Raw genomic sequence first — 25,291 nt, forward strand, 5'->3', positions numbered from 1 at the left:
AGGTGGTGGTTCAACTGCGCCCCCTCATACCGAATACCGATCCATCACCATGCATTCGGAGCGGCCACGGGATCGGATGGGCGCAATGCTTGCGACGTCAGACGTGCGCCACGCGGTGTTCGATGCGCTGATGCAGACGGGCCAGCGGGGCCGGCGCCCACCAGTTCCACTTCCCCATCAGCTGCATGAGCACCGGCAGCAAAACCATCCGCACAAGGGTGGCATCGACCAGAACGGCCAAGGTCAAACCCAGACCGAACATCCGCATGAAGGACACCTGGGCGGCGATCAGGGCGCTGAACGAGATCGACATGATCAGCGCCGCGGCAGTGACGACGCGGCCGGTGTGCGCCACACCCAGAGCGACGCTCTCGTCGCTGTCCGCCCGGGTTCGTCCGCTGGTCAGCCAGTATTCGCGGATCCGGGAGATGAGGAAGACCTCGTAGTCCATCGATAGGCCGAACGCGATGCAGAACAGCAGCACCGGCATGTTCACCACCAGCGTGCCGGTCGGGGTGGTGCCGAGCGCGCCCAGATGCCCGTCCTGGAAGATCCACACCAGCGCGCCGAACGTGGCCGTCAGCGATAGGATGTTCAGCAGCAAAGCCTTCAGCGGCACCACCACACTGCCGGTCAGCAAGAACAGCAGCACGAACGTCACCACCGCGATCGCGATCAGGACCGTGGGCAGGCGTTCGGTGACGGAATCGACGGTGTCGCGGTTGACCTGGGTACTGCCGGTGATCAGGATGTCGCGGCCGCCCGGAGGGGCGACGCTTCGGACGTCGTCGAGTTGCCGATCGGAGGCCGGCGACAAGACCTCGGCGGTGCTGCCGATGGTGAAGACGGCGACCCCCGCGTCGGGAAGGACCGCGGGGGTGACGGTCGAGACGCCGGCCAGTTGCCCGAGGTCAGCTGCGTATCGCTGCACTTCTGCGGGGGGCACGCCGGCCGCGTCGGGCACCACGACCGTCACGGTGGACTCCATGGCCGGGAACTGCTCCCGCAGGATGTCGCCGACCTGATGGGCCGACGCGGATCTCGGCAGGACGCGGTCATCCGGTAGGCCCCACGTCACGCCCGCGAACGGCAGCCCTACCCCGACCAGCAGCAGCGTCGTGGCGAGACCGATCGGCAGCGCCCGCCGCGTCACGGCCTTGGTCCAGCGGTACCAGAACCTGCGCTCGACGGGTTCGTCCGCCCAGTGCCGCGCACGGGCATCGATGCGCGGGCCGAGCAACACGATCGCGACCGGGGTCAGGATGATCGCCGCCAACGCGCACAACACGACGGTGGCCACACCGGCGTACGCGAAGGACTTCAGGAAGTACATCGGGAACAGGACCATCGTCGCCATCGACAGCGCGACCGTCAGCGCGGAGAACACCACGGTCCGACCGGCTGTGCGCATGGTGGTGCGCAGGGCATCGTCGCGTGCCGCGCCTGCGGCGATCTCGTCGCGGAAGCGACTGATGATCAGCAGCGTGTAGTCGATGGCCAGGGCCAGGCCCAGGGCGGTGGTCAGGTTCAGAGCGAAGATCGACACGTCGGTCCCGAGCGAGATCAGCCGCAACACCGCCATCGACGCGGCAATCGTCAAGCCCGCCACTGCGATCGGTACGGCTGCCACCAACAGCCCCTTGAACACCCAGACCAGAACCAGGAAACTCAGCGGAACCGCGATGGCTTCCATGATCAGCACGTCGCGCAGGGTCTGGGCGGTGATCTGGGAGAACACCATCGCCGAGCCGCCGGCAAGCACCTCCACGTCGTCGTAGTTCGGCAGCACGCTGTCTTCGACGTCGTCGACGAGGCGTTGGGCGTAGCCGGAGGCGTCGTCCTCGGTTCCGGTGAACGAGACGACGACCAGTCCGGTGCGGCCGTCCGCGGAGACCAACGGCGGCCCGGCCGGCGACGTCCACGCCGACTGCACGTCGGCGACGTTCGGGTCCTGCTCGGCGCGGGTCACGAGCGCGACGCCGGCGGCACGCGCGCTCTCGGCGCCGTCGGGGTGGGTGACGGTGAGGATCAGCGGGACGTCGCTGCGGCCGAGGGCCTCGGCAAGAGTGCGGCCCGCCGACATCGACTCCGCGTTCGGGTCCTGGAACCCGCCCGCCGAAAGGCTGCCCGCAGCAGGCACGCCGAAGGCCGCGGCGGCGATCATCACCAGGACGGCGATCGCCGCGATGCGGCGCGGGGCGGCGGTGGCCCACACGGTGGCTCGCTGCAGCAGGACGACTCCCCTTCGTCGTAGCGCTGTTTACCCACGTATTCGGAACAGGCCACGGTCCGGTTGGCCCCCGATTGGTCTATACCAGTTCTTCACCGTTTGTTCTCAGGGCCCGTTGGCTGGCCGACGTTTCCGGCGTCGAGCAGTCGTGGTGCGCCGAGCCCGGCGTACGGATCGTCTCCGCGGCGCCGTACCCCTGGTGCGCCGCATTGCCGAATCGTGGCGGTATCGCCGGCCGCGCGCGGCCGATTTCGCGGACCTGGTGTTGGCCGGCTTAGGTCAACACGGTCTCGAATGAGATGCGGTCACCGCGGTAGAGCGCGCGAACCACTTCGATCGGGCGCCCACCGGTATCCACCGATCGGCGGTTGAGGAGCAGCATCGGCATCGCCGTACTCGTCTGCAGCAGCAGGGCCTCCCGCGGCGACGCCAAGGCGGTCTCGATCCGTTCCACGGCTTCACCGAATTCGATGCCCCCGGCACGGAGGGCCGCGTAGAGAGACGTGGTGGGGTCGAAGGTGTCGAGCAGGTAGGCGAACCGTGCCTTGTCCAGATACGTGCTTTCCAACCCGATGCGTTGGTCGTCGGCGAGCAGGACGCGCTCGAGCTGCATGACATCGTCGCCGACCCGGATGTCCAGCGCCGCAGCCAGATCCGCGGTGGCGGGTACGGTGTCCCAGCTGACCAGCAGCCGGCCGGGGGTCCGCCCGTGTTCGGCGGCACCTTCGGTGTACGACCCCAACGAAAGCCGTTGCACCATCTTGGGTTTGGCGACCACGGTACCCCGGCCCTGCCGCGCGATGCGTCCCTCGACGAGCAGCTCGTGCAGTGCCTGCCGGACCGTTTCGCGCGCCACCCCGAAGCGGGCCGCCAGCTCGCGTTCCGCGGGAACCGGGTCGCCCTCGTCGAGTCCGGCCAGGATCTTGTCGACGCCGACCCGTACGGCACGTGCCTTGGGAAGCCGGTTCATGCCCGCGCGACCCGCGCCGCGACGGCGAGTACCGCCTCGATCGTCATCCCGGTGCCGTCCGGGTCCTTCGCGGCGTCGTCGTACCGACGCAGCCGGAGCGCGTCGTCGCGCCACGGGTGGATCGCGAACGCCGGGTCGACACCGGCGCCACCCTGGTGGCTCAGCGACAGGACGGAGGTCGCGGAAAGTGTTGCCGCGTAGTGCGGGTCAGTGGCGACGAGGTAACGCTTGGCGGCGACGTGCGCGCCGGCCAGCCAACCGACCCGCGCACCGAACCGTGGTGTGAGCCACTGCTGGGCGACGCGGTCGTGGTTGTCGTCGGGCACCGATCCGAGCAGCGGGCTGTGGGCCAGGTCGTGCAGAGCGGCGGCCAGCAGGAGTTCGTCGTCGGCGCCGTCGTCCTCGGCCCGGGCGGCCGCCTGCAGGGCGTGGTCGAGTTCGTCGACCGCCTCCTCGTCCCAGGTTCCGCGCAGGGAACGCAGCAGTGCGGCGACCTCGGTGAGGGGATCCACGCGTGCAGTGTAGCGCCAATTGGTCTATACCAATCATTAACCTAGTGTTCGGCGCTGCCTCACATCCTGGACGGACGCCGGTCAGCAACGAGCGGGAGCGTCAAACCACATGCGGGTCATCATCATTGGCGGCGGGATTCTCGGCACGGCCCATGCCGTGGAGGCCATCCGCCGTGGCCACGAGGTGGTCCATCTGGAGCGCGAGACCGAAGCCCGCGGGGCGACGGTCCGCAACTTCGGTCTGGTGTGGGTATCGGGACGCTCGCAGCACGAACTGCACATCACGCTGCGCTCGCGCGAGCTGTGGGAGGACCTGTCGCTACGGGTTCCTGACATCGGTTTCCGCGCAACGGGTTCCATCACACTGCTGCGCACTCCCGCGGAAGTTGCCGTCGCAGAGGAGGCGGCCGCGCGCCCCGGTGCCGAAGCTCGGGGCTTCACCCTGCTCGACCCGGATCGGGTGCGAGCGCTGAATCCGGCCCTGCAGGGCAAGTACCTGGCCGGCCTGCACTGCTCGACTGATGCCGCGGTCGAATCCCGGCAGGCGCTACCGGCCATCCGCTCCTACCTGGCAGCCGGGGGCCGCTACACCTTCCTGCCCGGCACCGAGGCGCGCAGCGTCGACGGCACGGTCGTGCGGGACGACCGCGATGCGCAACACCACGGCGACATGGTGCTGGTGTGCACCGGCGCAGCCCACGGCGGTCTGGTCCGGGAGCTCGCCGGAGAACTCCCTGTGCGCCGGGTTCGCCTCCAAATGATGCAGACGGCGCCACTGGGTGAGACCCTCACCACCGCGATCGCCGACGGCGACAGCTTCCGCTACTACCCCGGCTTCGCCGGACCGACGCTGGATGCCCTGCGGCGCACCGAACCTCAACAGCCCGTCGCAGCCGACCACCACATGCAGCTGCTGTGTGTGCAGCGTCTGCACGGCGGTCTGACCATCGGCGACACTCACGAGTACGACGAACCGTTCGCGTTCGACGTCGACGAGGACCCGTATCGCCACCTGGTCGACGTCGTCGAGGGGTTCCTCGGCCGCGCGTTGCCACCGATCCAGCGCCGCTGGGCCGGGGTGTACAGCCAGTGTGTGGATCCGCAGCAGCTGGTGTGCCGCACCTCCCCCGCCGACGGGGTCTGGGTGATCACCGGGCCCGGCGGACGCGGAATGACCCTGGGGCCGGCGCTGGCCGAGCAGACCGCTGACCTCGCCGGACTCTAGGAGTTTCCTTGACACTCAACTCGATTCAGGTTGTCGTGCTCGACATGGCGGGCACGACGGTCGCCGACGACGGGCTGGTGATTGCCGCGTTCGACGCGGCGGCCACCGCGGTCGGGGTGCCGTCGTCGGGGCCCGACCGCGACCACGCACGGCAGTACGTGATGGACACGATGGGACAGTCGAAAATCTCGGTCTTCCGCGCGTTGTTCGGCGACGAGGGTCGGGCCCAGCAGGCCAATGTGGCGTTCGAGGATGCGTATGCCGAGTTGCTCGACTCAGGTGCGGCGACGCCGATCACCGGTGCTGCTGAGGCCATCTCGCAGCTCCGGGCTGCCGGGACACGGGTGGCCCTGACCACGGGGTTCAGCTCCCCCACGCAGGACAAGTTGCTGGCCGCGCTCGGATGGCAGTCAGTGGCCGACATGGCGCTGGCCGCCGGGGAAGGGGTCCGGGGGCGACCGTATCCAGATCTGAATCTGACCGCGCTGATGCGGCTGGGCGGGGACGGCGTCGGAAACCTGGCGGTGCTCGGCGACACCACCAGCGACATCGAGTCCGGCGTGCGCGCCGGTGCGGCCATCGTCGCCGGAACCCTCACCGGCGCTCACAACGAGCAGCAGCTGCGGTTGGCCGGCGCGACGCACGTCGTCGCTTCAGTGACCGAGTTCGTGGAGTTGGTTCAGGCCGCGAAGTAGAACCCCAACAACAGTCCGAAGAGCACGACCAGCCACCCGTTCGTCACGATCTTCAGCCAGCCGGGTGCGTGCCGGACTTCCATGAAGTGCCAGATCACCAGCTGGGTTTTGACCGCGGCGATCAGCAGGACGACGGCGGTGACGGTGGCGTCGACGTGGTGCACGCCGCTGTCTCGCGCGGTCAGCCACGACGCGAGCGTCACCACGGTGAGCACCGCCCACACGATCGTCAGTGGGTGCCGGACATAGGTGGTCACAGGGTCACCTCATCAGGTAGAGCAGCGCGAACAGGACGATCCACAGCAGGTCGACCATGTGCCAGTAGGTGGCGCCGGTCTCGACCAGGGACATGCGCGGTTGGCCGTTGCGCACGTTGCGGACCACGAAGTACAGGATCGCCAGGCCGAGGAACACATGGCACAGGTGCATCCCGGTCATCACGAAATAGAACATGAAGAACAAGTTCGTTCCCGGGGTCAGGCCTGTCAGGACTTCCGGGATGTACTCAAAGGCTTTGAGCACCGGGAATGCCGCTCCGCACAGCAGCGCCAGCCACAGCAGCCGGTAGGCGTCGGCCGTCTTGCCGGACCGCGCAGCCGACGTCCCCAGTGCGACGAACAACGAACTGGTCAGCAGCACAACGGTGTTGACCGCGCCGATGTCGGTGTTGAGCTTGGCCTGGCTGTCCAGGAACAGCTCCTGGTTCTGCCCGCGGTAGTACACGTACACCACGAAGTAGAAAGCGAAGATGAGCAGGTCGCCGATGACGAAGAACCACATGCTCGATTCGCCGGGCAGGTGCCCGGGTGATTTCCGGGCTGCCGGCGCGCTGGTGACCGGGGCGGTGGTCACGCGACCACCCTGGTGTTCAGGTCGACATTGTCGAGCTCTTCTTCAGGCTGGTTCTTGATGGCGCGGTAGATGCACAGGTACACGATGATCTGCCACGGGACGTACAGCGCCATCGCGAACCAGAACGTCATGAGCCCGTTCCAGGCGAACGGACCGGACTTGGCGATCCACACCGGCGCTGCCATCAGCTCGGTCACGTACTGCCAGACCGTGTAGTAGCCAAGCCATTTCGGCAGAATGTTGTTCTGGTCGAGGATGATCGCCAACCCGAACGCCATCCACATGATGCAGAAGCAGCCCAGCGAGCCGATGAACGCGAGATAGCCGAAGTCGTACAGCATGGCCAGGATCGCGGGGTCGTAGCCTGGCCGGAATGCGCCCAGCCCGAAGCAGAACATCGGGAAGAGCATCCCGACGATCGTGCCCGTCGTCGCACCGGCAATGAGGCAGTACCGCAGCACGGGACTGACCGACATCCGCCGGATCTGGTTGAGATAGCACGCATTCGACACCGGCGCCATGCCGAATGCCAGCGTCAGGATCAGGCAGGCGATCAGCAGGTTGGGCGACTGCATGAACTCCACGATCTCGTCCTGCGAACTGCTCGGCGAGCGGGGCGGCATCATCCAGCTCAATGGGATGAACACCAGTCCGAACAGGCTGAAGAAGACCGGGACGATCCAGAACGCGATCCACTGGTCGACTTTCTTGGAGTCGCGCCAGCGCCTTTTCGGTGCCGGGGCGGCAGGGGACGCGACGCTCTGCGTCATATCAGGGCCTCCTGCTCTCGGCCCTGACGGTTCACCACACCCACCAGCACGACGAACATCACCACGATGTACGCCGCGAACACGGCCAGGCGCAGCGTGAACGACAGCGCGCCGTCCCACGCCAGGGGCCCGGTTTTGTGCAGCAGCGAGAACGCGCTCGGAATCAGCAGGGCGGCCGTGGCGATGTTGAAGTGGGCGACCCAGCGGGGAAAGATCGGATCGGGTCGGGCATCGAGGTAGATGCTGATCGCCAGGCAGAGGTTACCCACCACGATGGTGCCGACCGGCGCGATGAAGAAGAACCACGCCATGTCGTTGAGCAGGCTGATCAGTTGCGGATCGCGCTCAGGCCGGAAAGCGGCCATCCCCCAGCAGTAGTCGGCGAGGATGAACGACGTCAGACCGACGCCGACGCAGAGCATGTAGGCGTAGGTGAAGACGTTGCTCGATGTGCCGATCCGCGAGATCTGCACGGCGGTCACCGCGAAGAGTGGCACCAGCGAGCAGGCGATCAGGTTGCACAGAATTGCCACACCGATGATCCCGGTGACGTTGTTGCCGAAGAACGCCGCGACTTCTTCGGGCGTCATCGTCGGGGACAGCGGTGGCGAGAACACCGGAAACAGGAAGTAAGCCAGCAGGAACAGACCGGCCGCCGGTGGGACCGTCCACAGCAGGATGCGCTGGCCCCTGGTGTTCATCGGCGTTGTCGTCGTCATCGCATGTTCTGCCTGTCTGCCTTCCGGCGGTCGAGTCCTGCATAGGTCTAGCACGCTCGCTGACGGATGACAACGAAATTGTGCCGGTCCCGGCTCAATACGGTGCATTGTCGACGTTTTTGGACGACATACGTCAGCGAATGGACCAGATGCTGCACAATGGGCGCGTGCCCGAGAGTGCGACCCGGCGGGATGCCCAACGCCAACTGACCCGTGCGCGGCTACTCGACGCCGCCATCGCGGAGTTCCGGCGGTCCGGTACGCACGCAGCCGACATCAACTCGATCGTCAAAGCCGCCGGCGTCGCGCGCAGCACCTTCTACTTCCACTTCCCCACCAAAGAACATGTCCTGCTGGAGCTGATCCGACGAGACGAAGTGCAGCTCGCCAACGAGCTCGGCCGATTCCTCGACACCCGCCACGACCTACCGTCGGTGTTGACGACGATCGTCGCTCTCGTTCTCGACCTGGAAAGCCGCTGGGGCTCAGCGCTGTTCCACGACGTGATCAGCCTCTATTTCTCGCCGACCCGGCCGGAGCGAGAACAGTGGGCCAACCACCCGCTCTTCGTGCTGCTCGCAGCCGAGATAGAGCGCGCCCGCATCCGCGGCGAGCTCTACGACGACGTCGACGCCTACCACAGCGCGGCGTTCTTCCTTCTCGGCGTCTACGCCCTGCTGACCACCGTCGGGGAATCGCGGACCGAGCGCGACGTGGCGCTGAAGAAATTCGTCACGAGCACCCTGCGCAGCCTGCAGCCGACGACGTAGTCAGCGACCGTGACCTCCTGCATCACCCGGTTCTGTTGCGCAGCGCGTCGACCATCGCCTCGGTGACCACCGCGGTGGTGGCAGTGCCGCCGAGGTCACCGGTGCGCGTGTCCGGATTCGCCAGCGTCTGCGCCATCGCGTCGAGGATATCGGCGGCCGCGTCGGGATGTCCTAGATGCTCGAGCATCATCGCCGCCGACCAGATGGCTCCGGCCGGGTTCGCGATTCCCTGCCCGGCGATATCAGGGGCCGAGCCGTGCACGGGCTCGAACATCGACGGGTACTGCTTGGTGGGGTCCAGGTTCGCCGAAGGCGCGATCCCGATCGAACCGGCAACGGCAGCGGCCAGGTCGGAGAGGATGTCCCCGAACAAGTTTGACGCCACCACGACGTCGAATCGGTCGGGCTGCAGGACGAACTTGGCTGCCAGTGCATCGATGTGCTCGCTGTCGACGCGGACGTCGGGGTAGTGCGCGGCGCGTTCGGCGACGACCTCGTCCCAGAACGGCAGCGTGTGCACGATGCCGTTGGACTTGGTCGCCGAGGTGACATAGCCGCGGCGGGTTCGGGCCAGGTCGAACGCGAAGTCCGCGATGCGACTGACGCCGACGCGGGTGAACACCGACTCCTGCACGGCCATCTCGTCGGGGAAGCCGCGGTTCATACGTCCGCCGATCTCGCTGTATTCGCCTTCGACATTCTCCCGCACCACCACGAAGTCGACGCCATGAGCGTTCTGGAGTGGGCTGCGTACGCCGTCGAAGACACGGATCGGTCGCATGTTGACGTACTGGCGGAACGCACGCCGGATGGGGATGAGCAGGCCCCACAGCGAGACGTGGTCGGGCACCCCGGGCCAGCCGACGGCGCCTAGGAAGATGGCGTCGAACCCGCTCAGGGTGTCGATGCCGTCTGTCGGCATCATGGTGCCGTCGCGTTCGTAGCGCTGACACGACCAGTCGAAATCGGTGTACTCCAAGGTGAAGTCATGCTGTGCGGCGACAGCGTCGAGCACCACGCGCGCCGACTCGATGACGTCGACCCCGATCCCATCGCCCGGGATGACGGCGATGCGGTGCCCGCTCATGCGCCCAGCCCCAGGACCGCGATCATCAGGGGCAGGAAGACGACGATCAATGCTGCTCCGGCGATGTCGAACGTGATGCCGGACTTGATCATCGTCGTGATCGGCACGGCACCGGAGCCGTACACGATGGCGTTCTGCGGCGTCGACACCGGAAGCATGAATCCGAACGACGCGGCGAACGTCGCGGCGAGTGCGGGAACGAACGGGTTGACGCCCGCCGCCATCGCCACCGGGATGATGATCGGGACGACGACGGCTGCCGAGGCGGTGTTGCTCGTCGTCTCGGACACCACGATCGCCAGCAGCACCGCGAAGACCGTGATGGCCACGACGCTGCCCAAGCCGAGAGCGTCGGCGACGGATGTGCCGATGGTCTCGGCCAGGCCGGTGTCGGCGAGCATCGAGCCGAAGATGATGCCGGTGCCGAACAACACGATGGTGCCCCAGTCGATGGCCGCGGCGTCCTTCCAGCGCAACGTGAATTCCCTGCTGCCCCAGTCGGTCGGCAGAAGGAATAGCAATGCCGCACCGAACACGGCGACGGCGCCCTCGTCGAGTCGGTCGCTGACCGTGGCGTAGATGTCGGACTCGTTGCCGAAGATCAGCGCGACCACGCCGGGCAGGACCCACAAAGTCACCGTCACCCCGAAGGCGATCAGCGTGTTCTTCTCGGCGCGGGACAGTGCGCCCATCTCGGCGCGTTGCTGTTCGACGTACTCGGTCACGCCGTCGATGCGTTTGATCTCCGGCTTGTTGAGCTTGATCAGCACAAACGCGAGCACGATGAACATCAGCAGGCAGATCGGTGCGGCGAGCACCATCCACTGGCCGAAGCTGATGCGTTCCCCGGTGGCCTCTTCGATCAGGCCACGCCCGATCAGGTTGGGCGGGCTGCCCACCGGGGTGAGCAGGCCACCGACACTGGCCGCGTAGGCCAGCATCAACATGATCGCGGCACCCACATTCAGGCGCTGCGGGTCGAAGTCGTCGGCCACCTTGCCTTGGGCCTGAAGCAGTTTCGCGATCACGCCCAGGATGCCGATGGCCGTGGGCAGCAACATGGCGACGGTGGCGGTGTTCGAGACGAACGCCGACAGCAGCGCGGTGATGCCCCCGAACGCGACGATGACGCCGGTCGTCGACTGACCGACCCGGGGTAGCGCCAGGATCCGGAAGGCGAAGCGTCGCGCCAGCCCGTGTTTGAGCATCGCCTGGGCCAGGATGAATGCCCCGATGAAGGTGAAGACCGTCGAGGAGCCGAACGGGGCCAGAACCTCGTCGACGGGCGCGACCCCGGAGAACACCACGATCGCGACACCGAGCAGGCCTCCGATCGGGATCGGAACCGCCTCGGTGACCCACAGCACGATGACGCCGAGCAGCACCGCGGCCAGCGTCTGCTGCTGAGCCGGAATGTTCATCGGCAGTAGCAGGAATGCGATCGCCACCGCCGGCGCGAGAAACAGCCCGACGGTGCGGCGGCCCTTCTCGAAACGCTCCTCGCGGGGGCTCAGTCGCTGCTCTCCGAGGCTGCGGTAGGTCGCGCCGCCGAGTAGCGCCTGGTCGACGTCGGTCTTCTTCACCGGATTCTCCGCAGTCACGGTGGCCTCCCTGCCGTGAGTCGTTCGGCGACAGCCAGGTGTGGCATGCCTCACATGGCGCGCGCGGAGTGAGTGCCCAGTGCGCCTGAGAACTAATCACTGTTGGCAGCGGACGCGGCCGAGAAAATTGGCGCCCGGGCGGGTGCTGATCTGGCCTTAGGCTTACGACCTGAGTGTTCGCCGACACGGGGGATGACATGGCAAACGAACTTCGCGTCGATACCGGCGGCCTGCGCGCCGCAGCCGCCGACAGTCAGAGCACAGCGACGACCCTGACCGGCATCGGCTCCAGCGGTCCAATCCCGCTGCAGCCCAGTGGCGCCGGTGTGGCAGCGGTCAACGCCGCCCTGTCGGCGATCAGGCAGCGTCAGTCGAGCCGGATCGGCGGCCAGGCCGACGACCTGACCGTCAGTAGTGCCCGCTATGACACCACCGACACCGAGGGAGCGGTGGCAATCACGTCGGTGTCGGTGTGAGTCCTGCGGCTTCGCCCGCATCTCTGCCAACCCGCTCTGAGATCGCCGGCTGGAGCACCTCGCATCTGGCTGACGCCGCGTCCGGTTGGCGGACCGCGGCAACGACGTCCGAGGACGCTTTTGATCGGCACCGGCAGAACATTGCGTCGCCGGGCGGCGCCACGTGGGAGGGCGACGCGAAAGACGCCGCACTCAACCGGGTGACCGCCGACGTCGCCGTCGTCGGCAGGCACTGCGCCGTCCTACGCGAAGCGGCGACCATCGCCGAGAACGGCGTCACCGACATCAACGCGGCCAAACGCGACGCACTGAACGCCATCACCGAAACCGAAGCCGACGGTTTCCGGGTCGGCGAGGACTTGTCGGTCACCGACACCCGCACACCTGACCCCGCGACCATGGCCGCACGCCAGTTGGCAGCGGTCGAGCACGCCGAGGACATCCGCTGGAACGCCGAGCGACTCGTGGCTGCCGACGCTCTCGTCGGCAAGCGGCTCCAGGCCAAGGCTGGGGAGCTGACAGGGATTCGCTTCGAGGGCGAGGGCGACCAGCGTTCCGACGAGGGCACAATTCGGCTCGTCGACAACAAGGGCGAGGGCGAGCTTCAAGACAAACAAGAGGGACCCGCGGAGCAGGCGCCGGGCCAAATCGGTCCGTTCCCGGTGCCAAAATCCGTCGAAGACGCCGCCAAGGACGGCGAAGTCGAACGCGTCGGCGAGCCCTCCAAGAAGAGCGATGTCGGCGGTGATCTCGGCGACCTGCTCGGCGTCGGCGACACTCCGTCGGGCACCCCGGAGGACGGTGAGCCGACAGCTCCCGAGGACGCGAAGCCTGGCGGGTTGCCGCCGGCACTCAGCCAGATTCCTCCGCCACCCGAACGGGCGGCCATCGACCGACAAGCCGCGAAAGTAGAGGCGGCTCGCCAGAACCTCGCCGCCGCGCAGGCCGACCTGGACACCGCGGCCGCTCAGGCCTACACCGAAGGTGCGGGGGCCGCGCCGGGCCGCGATGTCACCGACCCATTGAGCCAAGCGGTGTTCGACGCCCGCGCTGAGCTGACCGAGCAGACCCGAATCCTCAATGAGCTCAACTACGCCTCGGCGGCATCCGGTGGCCCGACCGCTCCGGTCACGCCGCTTCCTCCCAACACCGAAGTGCAAGCGTTCCCACCGGAACCGTCGGCATTCGCCGAAAGCAGCCGCGCGCTCAATGAGGACAGCTTCGGCCTGATTCCGGACTTCGCCAAAGACATTGACACATTCACCAACTGGGACCAGCGTTCCTCCGCCGACCGACTGCAAGCCGTCCTCGACGTCGCCGGAATGGCCCCGGTCCCCTTCGGCAAGCCCCTCGGTGAAGGAATCGAACACGCTTTAGACGCGCTCGGCGCAACCCGCCATCTCGATGACGTCCCCACGCCCCATGTCGATGTTCCGGACGGCGGCGTTGCCATACCGCTGGGGGTCGAAGATGCCTCGGCCCTGCTGTCAGCCAGCGAAGCCGCGGGCGGACACCTCCTCGAGCGTCATGTCGGTAAGTCCTTCGATGAGCTCGCAGCGCGCTTGGAGTCAACGCGCTTGCCAGTCGTCTCGTCCTTCTACAACGCAGACGAGGCGGCCTCAGCCACGGCTAGCGCGCTGCAACAGAATCACCAGGTGATCGACAATTGGCTATCAGATGGTGCTCAAGGAAAGATCGAACTTGTAGCACCGTTCAGAGGCGGCCAGGTATTGCATCGTGGTGCTACGGAAGCGGTAGAGGGAAGCGGGGTCCGGGTGGTGCTTGAAGGCGACGGAACTGGTGGGTGGTACGTGCTGACAGGATTCGTCACGCCATGACCGACGGTTCCATCTCAGCAGAGCTACACCGATTCTTCGCCGCATATTTTCACGAAGATTGGGACCTGGAAGCTGACGACTGGGACGGGATAGTCGACGGCTACGCCGCGGATCATCCTGCTGCCGAGCACCTTCGCCTGTTGGCACGGGAGCTCGACAACTTGCGCCAAGCCCGCCCCGAATCAGAACTGGAACATTTCCTCGTGTACACCGTGGGCATGTATTACTGGCCCAAGCCACTGACCTACAACCAGTGGCTAGGACAGGTCGCCGAGCGGCTGCGCCAGTGCGCTGCGGGTATCGACAACAGCGATGCATCCCAGAGTTGATTACACACCGCGTAGCGGGTGCTCTGCATAACAGCGCGACGTAGGCGACATAGCTGGATGAAGATTCGGCCGAAGTGACGGAAACGGCGGGTGGTACGTGCTGACGGAAGTCCCGATGCCATGAATGACGGCTCGATCTCTGAGGGTTTGTACCAATTTTTCGCGACGAACTTCCACGAAGACTGGGATCTAGAGGCTGATGACTGGCAGGGCATCGTCGACAATCATGCCAATGAACATCCCGTCGCTGCTGAGCCCCTACGAACACTGGCGCGTGAGATCGACGACCTGCGGGAGGCTCGCCCGGAACAGGACCTGAAAGAGTTTCTTGTTCATACGGTCGGCGTCGTCTACGGCATCAGTTCGCCGACCTACAAGGAGTGGCTCGGACAGGTTGCCGAGCGGCTGCGCCAGTGCGCGGCGGGTATCGACAACAGCGATGCATCCCAGAGTTGATTACACACCGCGTAGCGGGTGCTCTGCATAACAGCGCGACGTAGGCGACATAGCTGGATGAAGATTCGGCCGAAGTGACGGAAACTGCGGGTGGTACGTGTTGACGGAATTCCCGATGCCATGAATGACGGTTCGATCTCTGAGGTACTGGACCAGTTTCTGGGGACGAATTTCCACCAGGACTGGGATTTGGAAGCCGACGACTGGGAAGGCATCGTCGACAACTACGCCAAGATGTGGCCCCTACCCGAGCGCCTACGGGCGCTAGCCCTCGAAATCGATCACATGCGGAAATCCCGCCCGGAACCGGACCTGAAACAATTCCTGGTGCGCAACCTCGGTGTCGATTACCGTCCTCACCCACTGACCTACAAGGAATGGCTCGGACAGGTCGCCGGCCGACTGCGCGAACACGCTTCGCGCCTCGGCAGGGGTCCCAACACCGTAATCTGCGACTGACGGAGACTAGTGGGATATTCCGACCCGGGGGAGGCCTGTCGTGAACGGATCGGTGTCGTCCGCACTGGAACATTTCTTTGGTGCCTATCTCCACCAAGATTGGACGCTTGAGGCTGAAGACTGGCGCGGAATTGTCGACCCGTATTCGTCGTCGACGACACGTACGCCAGAGCAAATTCACACACTCGCGAGGCATACCGACGAGCTACGGGTCAGCCGGCCAGATTCCGAACTCGCGACCGCAATGATGGAGATGGGCGGCTTCGACCACCCCGAGCCCGAAATGACATACGCCGAATGGATGCGGCACGTCGCCGAAAGGCTTCGCGAGCGCGCAGTGGTAATCGGCAACGGCAGCTCATCCTCTGGTTGATGTCATCCACCGCTAGCGAATGTAGGGATGGTGATGCGTTGCGACGCGACAGAAGTGGGAGCGCGGATGGGGTCGCCGACATACGCGTCGGAACTGGTGGGTGGTACGTGTTAACAGGATTCGTCACGTCATGAACGACGGCTCGATCTCTGAGGATTTATATGAATTCTTGGCCGGCTACTTCCACCAGGATTGCGATCTGGAAGCCGCCAATTGGCAAGGCATCGTCGACAATTACGCCAAGGATTGGCCTGTTCCTGGGCGCCTACGGACCCTGGCCCACGAATTAGACGAGATGCGGGATTCCCGCCCGGAGCCCGATCTGGAACGGTTCTTGGTGCGAGCTGTCGCCGTTGCCTATGGGCCCGAACCGCTGACCTACAAGGAATGGCTCGGACAGGTCGCGGACCGTCTGCGCGAACACGCTTCGCGCCTCGGCAACGGTTACACACCGTAGTCGGCGGATGACGGCATGGGCTATGGGAGTATCGCGACCGGGGGTGATCTGCCGTGAACGGTTCGGTGTCGTCCGCACTGGAACAGTTTCTCGGTGGCAATTCCATCCCGACTGGGATCTTGAAGCTGCGGATTGGCCTGACATAGTCGACGATTTCGCGGTGGGCGAGAAACCCGACCGGTTGCGCTCCTTGGCCCGTGAGATCGACGAGCTTCGCAATAGCAGAACGGATGTCGAGCTTCACGCACTGCTGTTGAGAATTGGCGCCTTCTACGATCCACGACCGGAAATGACGTATACCGAGTGGCTAGGCCGCATCGCCGAACGGATGCGCCTGCGCGCCTCCGTAAGTGGTCCATGAGACGTGTTGGGTACGGGTTGATTCGGGCGGCAGTCCCCGGTGCAGGAGTTCGCGTCGACCGCCCCGTCACATCCAATTGCCTTGCAGCAGAACTACTCCGCGACCGCCGCCGTCTCGAGACACCGCAACGCGTGTCGGCGGAACTCACTCGGATTGACCCCGCGCACCCTCTTGAACGCCGCGCTGAAGGTGAACGGATCGTGGTAGCCCACCGCGCGCGCGACTTCGGCCACCGTCGCCGTCTCCTTCTCGACGAGAAGATCCATGGCGAGCGTCATCCGCCAGCCGGTGAGGTACGTCAGCGGGGGCTCGCCAACCAGGTCGGTGAACCGCTTGGCCAACGTCGAGCGAGACACCCCCACCCGAGCGGCGAGGGCGGACACCGTCCAGGACGCCGCGGGCTCGGCGTGCAGCACGCGAAGCGCCTCACCCACCACGGGATCCCGCTGAGCGGTCCACCAGGCGGGTGGCTCGCCGTTGGGCCGGTCGAACCATTCGCGCAACGTGCACACCAGTAGCCAATCCAGCAGTCGATCGAGTACCACCTGCTGGCCGGGGATATCGCGGGCGACTTCGGCGGCGACGAGCTCGAGAACAGTGTCCCCGGCGCCTCCACCCTCGACCCTCAACACTGGAGGCAGCGCGTCCAGTAAGCGCCGGCCGATTTCGCCGTGTACCGGATAGGCACCAACGATCAGCGTCGCGGTGCCCGCCGCCTTGTCAGCGGAGTCATTCCAGCCGAGACGATGACGCGTGCCACCCTGATCGGGCGTGGCGCAGAACTCGCCGCACGCAACAGGATCCGCTTGCGTCCCGACAGTATCGACGAAGGTGAACGTCTCCGGCCCGCGCACCACCACCGTGTCGCTGTCGCGCAGTTCCACCGGCGGGCCGTGTTCCGGCACGATCCACCCTGAGCCGCCGAGCACCGTGCACAAGGTCAACGGTGCGCCGTCGACGAAGTGCAACGCCCACGGCGGGGTCAACGATGTGCTGCCGAACAGCGCGCCGTGCGCGCGTACGCCGCGGAAGAGGTCGCCGAACACGTCCATCTCACCAAGCTAGACGAATTCACAGGCATAGCGGCCTCTGGCCAATGGATTCGTCCATACCCGCGGTGTTCGATCAAGTTATGGCTACTGAAACTTTCCTAGTCCTGGGCGCCAGCGGAAAGAGCGGCCGTCGCGTCGCCGCGCGACTGCGGCTGCGCGGCCTCCCGGTGCGGTCGGCGTCCCGGTCCAGCGACACGCCGTTCGACTGGTCCGAGCCGGCCGGCTGGGACGCGGCCCTCGCCGGTGTTTCCGCCGTCTACGTCGTACCGCCTTCTATCCCGGGTCCGGTACACAAGTTCGTCGCCCGAGCGCAGGACGCCGGAGTCCAACGGCTGGTGCTGCTGTCCGGACGCGGCGCCGACGATTGGGGCGACTCCGATTTTGGGCGCGACATGCGTGACGCCGAGGACGCCGTCCGGGGATCAGCGCTGGAGTGGACGGTGTTGCGTGCCAACAACTTCGCTCAGAACTTCGACGAAGAGCTCTGGCATGCGCCGGTCCAGGCCGGGAAACTGGCGCTACCGGCCGGCGATGTGCCCGAGCCGTTCATCGACCTCGAAGACGTCGCTGACGTCGCCGCTGCCGTCCTCACCGAACCCGGGCGGCACCGCGGGCGAATCTATGAGCTCAGTGGACCGCGCGCCGTCACGTTCGCCGAGGCGGCTGAACTGATCGGTCGCGCGGCAGGACGACCCGTCGCCTACGAGCAGATCTCCCCCGCCGAATACGAGGCGCTGCTGGAACAACAAGGCCTGAGTCCCGACGATGCGCACCACATCGCGGAGATGTTCGTCCTGATGGGACGTGCGCAGCTGTCCGAGACGACGAACGATGTCGCCCGAGTGCTCGGACGCCCCGCACGCACATTCGAGGACTACGTGCTGCGGACCGCGGCGACCGGAGCGTGGTCGCGATGAGCGCCGTGCTGACCGTCGAAGATCTGGAGTTCCTCGCACGTCCCCTCTACGGATTCTTCACCGTGGCCTCAGGTCCGACGCCGCCGCAGCCGCGGCCGGTGTGGTTCGAGACCACCAGCGAGGGCACGCTTCAGTTGTTCACCGAGCCAGACGCTGCGAAGGTCAAGCGTCTGCGCCGAGACCCCCGTGCGTCGCTCGTCGTCACCGCTCCCGTGGGCGAGCGGGAGCGGTGGATATCGGTCGCCGGACCCACCACATTGGAACCAGACGGAGGCCGAGACTTGTTGAAGCGGTTGGCGGCTCGCTATTGGGATACCGACGATCCGGTACGTGCTCAAGAACTCGAAGCCATGCTGGAGCAAGCATGGTTGCGCATTGTGATCCACCCGGAGAAGGTCAGCCGCTACGCGATGTAGCCCTAGACTCGATACCGCCATGAATGACGGTTCGATTTCTGAGGATCTGTACCAGTTTCTTGCCGCATACTTCCATGAAGACTGGGATATCGAGGCCGCCGATTGGGCCGGCTTGGTGGATGGGTACGTCGATGATTTTCCGGTCGTCGAGTCCCTACGTGGACTGGCCGACGAGATCGACGACGTGCGTGAGGCGCGTACGGAACCCGATCTGGAGGAGTTCCTCGTGCGCACTGTCGGCGTCGCCTACGGTCCCGAACCATTGACGTACAAGGAATGGCTCGGTCAAATCGCCCGCCGACTGCGCCTGCACGCTGACGGCATCGAAAAGAGCCGCGCAAGATAGTTCGAGGACCAACGCTCGGGCGCCACACTTCGCCGTCGCCGACTGGTGACCAAGGCTGCGTGATGAATCTGGTCGCGTACGCGGGTCTATCTACCGTCGGTCAACGTACGAAAGGACACCCATGGCAGATCTCCACGGCAGGACGGCGCTGATCACCGGCGGGGCTCGCGGGCAGGGCCGCGCCCACGCGACGACACTGGCCCGCGCAGGCGCCGACATCGTCGTCTGCGATGTGGCCGGACCCGTCGAGACCGTCGACTACCGACCGGCCACCACCGAAGATCTGGACCAGACCGTTGCCGCAGTGGAGGCGATCGGCCGGCGTTGTCTCGCGTTGACGGCCGACGTTCGGGATCTGGCGGCAATGCGCGCCGTGGTGGATGCGGCGGTCGCCGAGTACGGCGGGCTCGACATCGTGGTCGCCAACGCCGGCATCGCCACTGGCGGTTCCGTCGCAGAGATGTCCGAACAGTGCTGGCGCACCATGATCGACGTCAACCTCACCGGTGTGTTCAACACGTTCCACGCTGCGCTGCCGCACATGATCGAGCGCCGGCAAGGCCGCCTCGTCGCGATCTCCTCGATAGTGGCCCAGAGCGGAGCTGCCACCGCCGCGCATTACGCGGCCGCCAAAGCCGGGGTGGTCGCGCTGGTGAAGTCGTTGGCACACGAGATCGCCGAGTACGGCATGACGGTCAACGCCGTCCTACCGGCCGGCGTCAACACCGAGATGATCCACAACCCTGCGACGTACCGTGTCATCCGACCCGATCTCGAAGACCCGACCCGCGACGACGTCGAAGAAGTCTTCGCCCAGGGCCGTCCCCGTCCGGGATTGTTGGAGCCCGAGGACGTCGCCAATGCCGTGCTGTATCTCGTTTCCGACGAGGGACGATGCAAGTCCGGAGAGTCCCTGACCCTGGCCAACGGCATGGATTAGCCCGCCGGTAGCGCTCCGGCGGTGTGTCCGACCGTGCGACGATGAAACGCGGACGCGAGGGGGTCGGTGTTGTCGGTGACGGTGTCGACGGTCCTGGCGTCGCGGCCTGAGCAACTACTCGCTTCGGCGGCTGAGCTCGGTACCCAGATCGCCGCCCTCGACGTGACCATGGACGGGCAACGTCAAGCTCTGACCCGCCTGCGGGAATCCTGGGAGGGCCGGGCCGCCGCGGCGGCGATCGTCACAGCTGAGCAGGACCTCAACCGGCAGGAAGAACTGCGTGCTCGGCTTTCCGCGCTGCGGCAGGCCTTGGACGCTGCCGGCACTCAGCTGTCGTTCGCGCGCAGTGGGCTGCTCACCGTCGTCTCGATGCTGCGCGCCACAGGCTGGCACGTCGCCGACGACGGCACCGCCACACCTCCCCCGCTGCCGCCCCTTCTGCGGTTGATGGCCCCGGCGTGGACGGCCATCCTCCAGAGGCTGTTGGCGCTCTTCGACCAGATCGACGCGCAGACTGCGGCAGCCATCCACGCCGCGGTCACGGGGCCGGTACCCGAGACACCGCCCGGGACCCTCGGTGACCCGCGCCAGCTTCCGTTGCCCGGGACCACCCCCGAGGACGTCAAGAAGTGGTGGGACTCGCTCAGTCAGGCCGAGAAGACCCAGTTGATCGCCGAGCATCCACCCGAGCTGGGCAACCTGAACGGGATTCCGTCCGAGGTACGCGATCAGGTGAACCAGGCTGTGCTGCGGGATGACATTGCCCGCGTGACGGATTCGGCTGCGCAGCACGGGGTCTCCACCGAGGAGGTGCTGGCCAACCCGAACGCCTACGGGATGAGCGCGGCGGATGCCGTCCGCTACACCAACGCCGTGCAGACGCAGAAGGGTCTGGACAAGATGACCGCCGAAGGTAAGCAGGACCGACCGGTGATGCTGTGGGCCTACGATCCGCTGGCGTTCAACGGTCAGGGCAAGGCCGCGGTGGCGATCGGCAATCCAGACAAGGCCAGGAACACCGCGGTCGTGGTCCCCGGTACCGGCAGCAGCGTCACAGACGGTTGGCTGGAAGGCGACAACGCCACCAACCTGTATGACCAGATGCGCCTCGGTGACCCCGAGGAGCCGGCGTCGGTGATCGCGTGGATGGGTTACGACGCTCCCGACAGCCCCACCGATCCGCGGATCGCCACCCCCGGTTTGGCCCGCGCGGGCGGTGACCTGCTGGCCGCCGACGTCAACGGGTTGGGTGTCACGCATGCCGGTGGGCCCTCCAACGTCACCGTCATCGGGCACTCGTACGGTTCCACCACGGTGGCCGACGCCTTCGCCAGCAGCGGGATGCGCGCAGACAACGCCGTGCTGATCGGCAGCCCCGGCACCGATTTGGCCGAGAACGCAGCGGATTTCAACCTCCCCGAGGGGGGCCAGGTGTATGTCGGCGCCGCATCCAGTGATCCGGTGTCCTGGTTGGGGCAGGCCGGTCCGATTCCTGACATCATCAACCGGGAACTGGGTTATCCGCTGGGAGCCGAGGCTGGGCTCGGCCTCGATCCGGCCGGGGATGGGTTCGGCAGTGTGCGTTTCGACGCCGAGGTGCCCGGGCGCAGCGGCCTGCCCGACTTCGCCGACCACTCGCGGTACTACGACGTCGGCAGTGAGTCGCTGCGGGCGATGACCGATATCGCCAACGGCAACGAATCGACGCTGTCCGACCACGGGTACACCGCCGACGCACGCACGCAGCCACGCGTCGGGCTACCCGACGAACTCGATCTCCCGGGACTCCCACCGGTCGACCTGCCGGACTGGGACACTCCCATACCGGGCACTCCCGACCTCAACGACCCGGAAGGCGACCGTGGCACCGTCACCAACGATCACCAGTATTGACCGCCCGCGCCGTTGGGTCGCGCTGAGCACGGCCGTGGTGGCCGCCGTACTACTGCTAGGAGGATGCGCGATGGGAGCCGAGGGGTCGCCCGACCTGGACGGGCCGGAGATGAGCGACGAGCAGACCCGCGCGCAGGTGGTCGATCCGGCCAAGCGGCTGGTCCAGTCGGTCGGTCTGCAGTTGCGCGGTGCGACCTTCGAGTTCGACTCGTGTACCGATCAGGAGGTCGCTCCGTTCCGGGGGCAGGTCACGATGGGATTCACGTTCCCCGCCGGTGCCGACAAGAACGCCTATCTGGACGAGATCACCTCCGCCATGGTCGCCGACGGTTGGAGCGAGGGAGCGCCGCCCGGGAAGAACCCGCACGGGCGCGCCATGAGTCTGGGTGAGGTGATGGCCATCGTCACGGCCAACCCCGATCATCCCGACCGCGGCTACATCGAGATCTACGGCGAGTGCCGCAACGCCGGCGACCACAGCGCCGCCGAAGAGGACATCCGCGACGAACTCACGGGCTGAGATGTAATTGGCTGAGACACAAGGTTGTTCGTGAACCGCTAAGCACGAACGGCGGCGTCGACGACGAGGACGGGGACCTCCGCCTGTTCGAGAAGTGAAGAGGAGACGCTGCCGAGGAGCCGGCGGGTCAATCCGCGGCCACGACGGCCAACCACGATGACGTCTGCGTCGATCTGCTCGGCGAAGTGGGACAGCGCCTCCGCCGGAGCACCGACAAGAACTTCTCGTCGCACCGCGGCTCCGTCGGCCGTGGCGGCGGTCAACCTCTCCCTGGCGGTCGTGACTGCCACTTGGTCAGGATCCTCCGCGGCTTCGTACGCGACAACCTCAGTAACGACGAATTGGCCCGTCGCACCGAACAAACGCTTCGCGGCATCAAATGCCGCCGACGATTGAGCTGATCCGTCTAAACCCACAAGGATCCGTGGCGCCCCGGATGGCGGCGTCGAGTCACCGCGGTCACCAGTCGTTGCCGGGCGCGGCCCACCGCGATCCACGCGTTCCAACGCGATCGGCACGAAAATGGGGCCCAGCATCAAAGAGATTGGGATCCACCGAACATCATGGCCACGCCTAACGAGCCACAGTCCCGTGACTGCACCAGTGATGAGCCAAACCGCAACAAATGCTATTGCCAGACTGGAAGTGTCCATGTCAATTGCGCTTCAGCGCAGCCTTTCCGGTCGAAACAGATTCCCTGCAACGCCGTGACCGAGTCATGACGCTGCTGATGCCGACCAGACTTCCCGGCGCGCCCGAACAAGAGCCTACCGGGTTCAAGCGTGTCGGCTCTGCTCATCCAAGTCCGAAACCGGACCGTTCTGCTCGGTCGCCAGGCCATCGGACCACGCCGCCGTTGAGGACCGCCTCGAACGTGGACCGGTCGATGCCGACTACCCCCAAGTTCGACATCTCGTGCGGTTATGGAAGTAGGTTCAAACGACGAGGTGGGTTTCACGGGACGATCCCGTCTCAGTCCCCTCGACGGAACGAGCCACTCAGATGACCGACCTGACATATCAGATGGTGGCGATCGGCCTGTACTTCGCCATGATGCTGGCGATCGGCTATTACGCCTTCCGCCGCACCAGCGACCTCGACGACTACATGCTCGGCGGGCGCAAGCTGGTGCCGAGCGTTGCGGCCTTGTCGGCTGGCGCGTCGGACATGTCGGGTTGGCTTCTCCTCGGTGTCCCCGGGGCCATCTACGCCTCCGGCCTGGTCGAATCATGGATCGTGATCGGTCTGGTGATCGGCGCGTGGCTGAACTGGAAGTTCGTCGCACCGCGGCTGAGGGCCTATACCGAGATCGCCAACAACTCGATCACCGTGCCGAGCTTCTTCGAGAACAGGCTGCGTGACCATTCGCATGTCCTGCGGATCGCGGCGGGCGCGATCATCCTGGTCTTCTTCACGTTCTACGTGTCGTCCGGGATGGTCGCCGGTGGCGTGTTCTTCGAAACGTCATTCGGCTCGACGTACCTCGTGGGCATGCTGCTGGTCGCCGGAGTCACGTTGTGTTACACGCTGTTCGGTGGTTTCCTCGGCGCGTCGCTCACCGACGTCGCGCAGGCGCTGCTGATGTTCGCCGCGCTCGTCACCATCCCGGTCGTCACGATCGTCGTCACCGGCGGCCCGGGCGAGGTGATCGATCTGGTCCGGACGGCCGACGCCGCCCACAACGCCGCCGGCGCGGCCGGTGACGAACTGCACCGCACATCGCTCTTCTTCGGTAGTGGCTTTCTCGCCATCATGTCCGCGGCCGCCTGGGGACTCGGGTACTTCGGTCAGCCACACATCATCGTCCGGTTCATGGCGATGCGCTCCGCGGCGGACGCCAGGGCCGGTCGCCGCATCGGCATCAGCTGGATGGTGCTCACCGCGATCGGCGCGATCACCACGGGGTTCGCGGGCCTGGCGTACTTCTTCCGAGAGGGTGTCACGCTCGACAATCCGGAGACCGTGTTCCTGCGCCTGGCGCAGGTCCTGTTCCATCCGTTCATCGCCGGGGTCGTGCTCGCCGCGGTGCTGGCGGCGATCATGTCGACGATCTCGTCGCAACTCATGGTGTGTTCGTCGGCTCTGGTCGAGGACATCTACCGCGCGTTCGGCAAGGAGGCCAGCCCCGCGCGGCTGGTCACCTACGGCCGCCTTGGGGTGCTGACGGTCGCGGTGGTGGCGATCCTGTTGGCGCTCAACCCGGATGGGACGATCCTCGGCCTCGTCGGATTCGCCTGGGCCGGCTTCGGCGCCGCGTTCGGACCACTGATCCTCCTTTCGCTGTTCTGGCGCAAATTCACCTCCGCCGGTGCGATCGCGGGCATGATCGCCGGCGCCGCGGTCGTCGGCATCTGGGGCCAGACAGAGGTGCTGTCGAGCGCGATGTACGAGATCGTTCCGGGCTTCATCGCATGCCTGGTCGTCGCCGTCGCCGTATCGCTCATGACCGCCCGCGAAGATGACGAGATCCAGCGCGAGTTCACCGAGATGGCCGAGAAGGCGAGCTCCCCCGCGGGTGCAGGGTCTGCCTAGGGAATGCAGGACAGCGGGATGCTCAGCTTGACTCTCCCCTTGGGGGAGACTCCACGCTGAGACCATGACCATCAACGAATTCACCGGCACCTCTTGGGATGAGCTTCCCGAGGTCGTGCGGACTTTCTTAGTCGCCCAATCGAATTCGGATGTCGGCGCCGCGACTGCCGCCTTCGCCGCCGATGCGGAAGTGACCGATGAGGGTCACACCCACCGTGGACGGCCGGAGATCAAGGCTTGGCTGAGACGGGCCGGACGTGAGTACACCTACACCACCGAGTTCACCCACGCCACCATGGCCGGTGCGGACCAGGTCGATGTGGTGCAGCATCTGGAGGGCGATTTTCCCGGCGGGGTTGCCGACCTGCATTTCCGGTTCACTCTCGACGGGGGTCGGGTCCGGCGTCTGGTGATCGAGCCCTGATACACGCGCGCTGACCGCGCCTTTTGACAATTGACCAGCGGCCGCCGGTATGTAATATATTGCATACCGGC

At 65.9% G+C, this 25,291-nt stretch carries 30 protein-coding genes; 19 read left to right on the forward strand and 11 right to left on the reverse strand.

Features of this window, described 5'->3' with window-relative positions:
• Positions 1-97: 97 nt before the first annotated feature.
• From ACQI46_RS15775 to ACQI46_RS15785, 3 genes are all read right to left on the reverse strand, one after another.
• Positions 98-2,233, reverse strand: coding sequence for an MMPL family transporter (locus ACQI46_RS15775; RefSeq protein ID WP_427095078.1), 2,136 nt, complete (start codon positions 2,231-2,233; stop codon positions 98-100).
• Between the two features lie 271 nt (positions 2,234-2,504).
• A complete protein-coding gene (locus ACQI46_RS15780) occupies positions 2,505-3,200 on the reverse strand; it encodes a GntR family transcriptional regulator (protein ID WP_427094954.1) in 696 nt (231 codons plus the stop codon).
• Positions 3,197-3,712 (reverse strand): HD family phosphohydrolase, encoded by a 516-nt coding sequence (locus ACQI46_RS15785; RefSeq protein ID WP_427094955.1) that lies wholly within the window; start codon positions 3,710-3,712, stop codon positions 3,197-3,199. Before ACQI46_RS15785 ends, ACQI46_RS15780 begins: the two co-directional genes overlap by 4 nt.
• A gap of 109 nt (positions 3,713-3,821) precedes the next feature.
• Between ACQI46_RS15785 and ACQI46_RS15790 the strand changes: the two genes are divergently transcribed.
• A complete protein-coding gene (locus ACQI46_RS15790) occupies positions 3,822-4,937 on the forward strand; it encodes a TIGR03364 family FAD-dependent oxidoreductase (protein WP_427094956.1) in 1,116 nt (371 codons plus the stop codon).
• An 8-nt stretch (positions 4,938-4,945) separates the two neighbouring features.
• Positions 4,946-5,632, forward strand: a complete 687-nt coding sequence (locus ACQI46_RS15795; RefSeq protein ID WP_427094957.1) for a phosphonatase-like hydrolase — start codon at positions 4,946-4,948, stop codon at positions 5,630-5,632.
• On the opposite strand, the gene ACQI46_RS15800 is transcribed toward ACQI46_RS15795, so the two are convergent.
• The 4 genes from ACQI46_RS15800 to ACQI46_RS15815 are packed head-to-tail and all read right to left on the reverse strand — an operon-like array spanning position 5,617 to position 7,973.
• A complete protein-coding gene (locus ACQI46_RS15800; RefSeq protein ID WP_427094958.1) occupies positions 5,617-5,889 on the reverse strand; it encodes a cytochrome C oxidase subunit IV family protein in 273 nt (90 codons plus the stop codon). The genes ACQI46_RS15795 and ACQI46_RS15800 overlap by 16 nt on opposite strands.
• Positions 5,890-5,893: 4 nt before the next feature.
• The gene (locus ACQI46_RS15805; RefSeq protein WP_427094959.1) at positions 5,894-6,484 is read right to left on the reverse strand and encodes a cytochrome c oxidase subunit 3; all 591 of its coding nucleotides are present in this window, start codon (positions 6,482-6,484) and stop codon (positions 5,894-5,896) included.
• On the reverse strand, positions 6,481-7,254 hold the full coding sequence (locus tag ACQI46_RS15810) for a hypothetical protein (RefSeq protein ID WP_427094960.1): 774 nt from the start codon (positions 7,252-7,254) through the stop codon (positions 6,481-6,483). The genes ACQI46_RS15805 and ACQI46_RS15810 overlap by 4 nt, the downstream gene beginning before the upstream one ends.
• The gene (locus ACQI46_RS15815; RefSeq protein ID WP_427094961.1) at positions 7,251-7,973 is read right to left on the reverse strand and encodes a hypothetical protein; all 723 of its coding nucleotides are present in this window, start codon (positions 7,971-7,973) and stop codon (positions 7,251-7,253) included. The genes ACQI46_RS15810 and ACQI46_RS15815 overlap by 4 nt, the downstream gene beginning before the upstream one ends.
• A gap of 149 nt (positions 7,974-8,122) precedes the next feature.
• Here ACQI46_RS15815 and ACQI46_RS15820 point away from each other — a divergent pair, with 149 nt between their 5' ends.
• Entirely contained in the window at positions 8,123-8,743 is a 621-nt protein-coding gene (locus ACQI46_RS15820; RefSeq protein ID WP_427095079.1) for a TetR/AcrR family transcriptional regulator, read from the forward strand.
• Between the two features lie 22 nt (positions 8,744-8,765).
• Here the strand turns inward: ACQI46_RS15820 and ACQI46_RS15825 are convergent, their stop codons facing one another.
• Together ACQI46_RS15825 and ACQI46_RS15830 are read right to left on the reverse strand one after the other, a co-directional pair.
• Positions 8,766-9,830, reverse strand: a complete 1,065-nt coding sequence (locus ACQI46_RS15825) for a tartrate dehydrogenase (RefSeq protein ID WP_427094962.1) — start codon at positions 9,828-9,830, stop codon at positions 8,766-8,768.
• On the reverse strand, positions 9,827-11,431 hold the full coding sequence (locus ACQI46_RS15830) for an SLC13 family permease (RefSeq protein ID WP_427094963.1): 1,605 nt from the start codon (positions 11,429-11,431) through the stop codon (positions 9,827-9,829). The genes ACQI46_RS15825 and ACQI46_RS15830 overlap by 4 nt, the downstream gene beginning before the upstream one ends.
• A gap of 197 nt (positions 11,432-11,628) precedes the next feature.
• Between ACQI46_RS15830 and ACQI46_RS15835 the strand changes: the two genes are divergently transcribed.
• From ACQI46_RS15835 to ACQI46_RS15870, 8 genes are all read left to right on the forward strand, one after another.
• A complete protein-coding gene (locus tag ACQI46_RS15835; protein WP_427094964.1) occupies positions 11,629-11,907 on the forward strand; it encodes a hypothetical protein in 279 nt (92 codons plus the stop codon).
• A complete protein-coding gene (locus tag ACQI46_RS15840; RefSeq protein WP_427094965.1) occupies positions 11,904-13,745 on the forward strand; it encodes an RNase A-like domain-containing protein in 1,842 nt (613 codons plus the stop codon). Before ACQI46_RS15835 ends, ACQI46_RS15840 begins: the two co-directional genes overlap by 4 nt.
• Positions 13,742-14,074: a contact-dependent growth inhibition system immunity protein gene (locus ACQI46_RS15845; RefSeq protein ID WP_427094966.1), complete on the forward strand. Its 333-nt coding sequence runs from the start codon at positions 13,742-13,744 to the stop codon at positions 14,072-14,074. The genes ACQI46_RS15840 and ACQI46_RS15845 overlap by 4 nt, the downstream gene beginning before the upstream one ends.
• Positions 14,075-14,194: 120 nt before the next feature.
• Positions 14,195-14,530 carry a contact-dependent growth inhibition system immunity protein gene (locus ACQI46_RS15850; RefSeq protein ID WP_427094967.1) on the forward strand — a complete coding sequence of 112 codons (336 nt, stop codon included), beginning with the start codon at positions 14,195-14,197 and terminating at the stop codon, positions 14,528-14,530.
• Between the two features lie 120 nt (positions 14,531-14,650).
• A complete protein-coding gene (locus ACQI46_RS15855) occupies positions 14,651-14,989 on the forward strand; it encodes a contact-dependent growth inhibition system immunity protein (protein WP_427094968.1) in 339 nt (112 codons plus the stop codon).
• Between the two features lie 40 nt (positions 14,990-15,029).
• Positions 15,030-15,362 carry a contact-dependent growth inhibition system immunity protein gene (locus ACQI46_RS15860; RefSeq protein ID WP_427094969.1) on the forward strand — a complete coding sequence of 111 codons (333 nt, stop codon included), beginning with the start codon at positions 15,030-15,032 and terminating at the stop codon, positions 15,360-15,362.
• Positions 15,363-15,492: 130 nt separating this feature from the next.
• The gene (locus tag ACQI46_RS15865; RefSeq protein ID WP_427094970.1) at positions 15,493-15,819 is read left to right on the forward strand and encodes a contact-dependent growth inhibition system immunity protein; all 327 of its coding nucleotides are present in this window, start codon (positions 15,493-15,495) and stop codon (positions 15,817-15,819) included.
• Between the two features lie 160 nt (positions 15,820-15,979).
• Complete coding sequence (locus tag ACQI46_RS15870; protein ID WP_427094971.1) at positions 15,980-16,180, forward strand: contact-dependent growth inhibition system immunity protein; 201 nt, start codon at positions 15,980-15,982, stop codon at positions 16,178-16,180.
• 92 nt (positions 16,181-16,272) lie between these two features.
• Here ACQI46_RS15870 and ACQI46_RS15875 read toward each other — a convergent pair whose 3' ends face one another.
• Entirely contained in the window at positions 16,273-17,232 is a 960-nt protein-coding gene (locus ACQI46_RS15875; RefSeq protein ID WP_427094972.1) for a cupin domain-containing protein, read from the reverse strand.
• 80 nt (positions 17,233-17,312) lie between these two features.
• Between ACQI46_RS15875 and ACQI46_RS15880 the strand changes: the two genes are divergently transcribed.
• The 6 genes from ACQI46_RS15880 to ACQI46_RS15905 all read left to right on the forward strand — a co-directional run bounded on the left by ACQI46_RS15880 (position 17,313) and on the right by ACQI46_RS15905 (position 22,264).
• Positions 17,313-18,149: an NAD(P)H-binding protein gene (locus tag ACQI46_RS15880; RefSeq protein WP_427094973.1), complete on the forward strand. Its 837-nt coding sequence runs from the start codon at positions 17,313-17,315 to the stop codon at positions 18,147-18,149.
• The gene (locus tag ACQI46_RS15885) at positions 18,146-18,565 is read left to right on the forward strand and encodes a pyridoxamine 5'-phosphate oxidase family protein (RefSeq protein WP_427094974.1); all 420 of its coding nucleotides are present in this window, start codon (positions 18,146-18,148) and stop codon (positions 18,563-18,565) included. Before ACQI46_RS15880 ends, ACQI46_RS15885 begins: the two co-directional genes overlap by 4 nt.
• A gap of 19 nt (positions 18,566-18,584) precedes the next feature.
• The gene (locus ACQI46_RS15890) at positions 18,585-18,911 is read left to right on the forward strand and encodes a contact-dependent growth inhibition system immunity protein (protein WP_427094975.1); all 327 of its coding nucleotides are present in this window, start codon (positions 18,585-18,587) and stop codon (positions 18,909-18,911) included.
• Positions 18,912-19,032: 121 nt separating this feature from the next.
• Positions 19,033-19,851 carry a mycofactocin-coupled SDR family oxidoreductase gene (locus ACQI46_RS15895; protein WP_427094976.1) on the forward strand — a complete coding sequence of 273 codons (819 nt, stop codon included), beginning with the start codon at positions 19,033-19,035 and terminating at the stop codon, positions 19,849-19,851.
• 69 nt (positions 19,852-19,920) lie between these two features.
• Positions 19,921-21,744, forward strand: a complete 1,824-nt coding sequence (locus tag ACQI46_RS15900) for an alpha/beta hydrolase (RefSeq protein WP_427095080.1) — start codon at positions 19,921-19,923, stop codon at positions 21,742-21,744.
• Between the two features lie 70 nt (positions 21,745-21,814).
• Positions 21,815-22,264, forward strand: a complete 450-nt coding sequence (locus ACQI46_RS15905) for a hypothetical protein (RefSeq protein WP_427094977.1) — start codon at positions 21,815-21,817, stop codon at positions 22,262-22,264.
• A 38-nt stretch (positions 22,265-22,302) separates the two neighbouring features.
• Here the strand turns inward: ACQI46_RS15905 and ACQI46_RS15910 are convergent, their stop codons facing one another.
• Complete coding sequence (locus tag ACQI46_RS15910) at positions 22,303-22,917, reverse strand: universal stress protein (RefSeq protein WP_427094978.1); 615 nt, start codon at positions 22,915-22,917, stop codon at positions 22,303-22,305.
• Positions 22,918-23,266: 349 nt separating this feature from the next.
• Between ACQI46_RS15910 and putP the strand changes: the two genes are divergently transcribed.
• Together putP and ACQI46_RS15920 are read left to right on the forward strand one after the other, a co-directional pair.
• Complete coding sequence (gene putP, locus ACQI46_RS15915) at positions 23,267-24,796, forward strand: sodium/proline symporter PutP (RefSeq protein WP_427094979.1); 1,530 nt, start codon at positions 23,267-23,269, stop codon at positions 24,794-24,796.
• 64 nt (positions 24,797-24,860) lie between these two features.
• Positions 24,861-25,220 (forward strand): nuclear transport factor 2 family protein, encoded by a 360-nt coding sequence (locus ACQI46_RS15920; RefSeq protein WP_427094980.1) that lies wholly within the window; start codon positions 24,861-24,863, stop codon positions 25,218-25,220.
• The last annotated feature ends 71 nt before the right edge of the window (positions 25,221-25,291 follow it).

The organism is Mycobacterium sp. SMC-4, assembly GCF_050205565.1.
Taxonomy (GTDB): Bacteria; Actinomycetota; Actinomycetes; order Mycobacteriales; family Mycobacteriaceae; genus Mycobacterium.

Excerpts from the sequence above, each read along its gene's own strand:
- ACQI46_RS15845 (WP_427094966.1), top strand. The coding sequence starts at position 13,742 with ATGACCGACGGTTCCATCTCAGCAGAGCTACACCGATTCTTCGCCGCA.
- ACQI46_RS15905 (WP_427094977.1), top strand. The coding sequence starts at position 21,815 with ATGGGAGCCGAGGGGTCGCCCGACCTGGACGGGCCGGAGATGAGCGAC.
- ACQI46_RS15835 (WP_427094964.1), top strand. The coding sequence starts at position 11,629 with ATGGCAAACGAACTTCGCGTCGATACCGGCGGCCTGCGCGCCGCAGCC.
- ACQI46_RS15890 (WP_427094975.1), top strand. The coding sequence starts at position 18,585 with ATGAATGACGGTTCGATTTCTGAGGATCTGTACCAGTTTCTTGCCGCA.
- putP (WP_427094979.1), top strand. The coding sequence starts at position 23,267 with ATGACCGACCTGACATATCAGATGGTGGCGATCGGCCTGTACTTCGCC.
- ACQI46_RS15790 (WP_427094956.1), top strand. The coding sequence starts at position 3,822 with ATGCGGGTCATCATCATTGGCGGCGGGATTCTCGGCACGGCCCATGCC.
- ACQI46_RS15885 (WP_427094974.1), top strand. The coding sequence starts at position 18,146 with ATGAGCGCCGTGCTGACCGTCGAAGATCTGGAGTTCCTCGCACGTCCC.
- ACQI46_RS15810 (WP_427094960.1), bottom strand. The coding sequence starts at position 7,254 with ATGACGCAGAGCGTCGCGTCCCCTGCCGCCCCGGCACCGAAAAGGCGC.
- ACQI46_RS15850 (WP_427094967.1), top strand. The coding sequence starts at position 14,195 with ATGAATGACGGCTCGATCTCTGAGGGTTTGTACCAATTTTTCGCGACG.
- ACQI46_RS15880 (WP_427094973.1), top strand. The coding sequence starts at position 17,313 with ATGGCTACTGAAACTTTCCTAGTCCTGGGCGCCAGCGGAAAGAGCGGC.
- ACQI46_RS15825 (WP_427094962.1), bottom strand. The coding sequence starts at position 9,830 with ATGAGCGGGCACCGCATCGCCGTCATCCCGGGCGATGGGATCGGGGTC.
- ACQI46_RS15815 (WP_427094961.1), bottom strand. The coding sequence starts at position 7,973 with ATGACGACGACAACGCCGATGAACACCAGGGGCCAGCGCATCCTGCTG.
- ACQI46_RS15855 (WP_427094968.1), top strand. The coding sequence starts at position 14,651 with ATGAATGACGGTTCGATCTCTGAGGTACTGGACCAGTTTCTGGGGACG.
- ACQI46_RS15780 (WP_427094954.1), bottom strand. The coding sequence starts at position 3,200 with ATGAACCGGCTTCCCAAGGCACGTGCCGTACGGGTCGGCGTCGACAAG.
- ACQI46_RS15875 (WP_427094972.1), bottom strand. The coding sequence starts at position 17,232 with ATGGACGTGTTCGGCGACCTCTTCCGCGGCGTACGCGCGCACGGCGCG.
- ACQI46_RS15895 (WP_427094976.1), top strand. The coding sequence starts at position 19,033 with ATGGCAGATCTCCACGGCAGGACGGCGCTGATCACCGGCGGGGCTCGC.
- ACQI46_RS15865 (WP_427094970.1), top strand. The coding sequence starts at position 15,493 with ATGAACGACGGCTCGATCTCTGAGGATTTATATGAATTCTTGGCCGGC.
- ACQI46_RS15910 (WP_427094978.1), bottom strand. The coding sequence starts at position 22,917 with ATGGACACTTCCAGTCTGGCAATAGCATTTGTTGCGGTTTGGCTCATC.
- ACQI46_RS15920 (WP_427094980.1), top strand. The coding sequence starts at position 24,861 with ATGACCATCAACGAATTCACCGGCACCTCTTGGGATGAGCTTCCCGAG.
- ACQI46_RS15820 (WP_427095079.1), top strand. The coding sequence starts at position 8,123 with ATGCTGCACAATGGGCGCGTGCCCGAGAGTGCGACCCGGCGGGATGCC.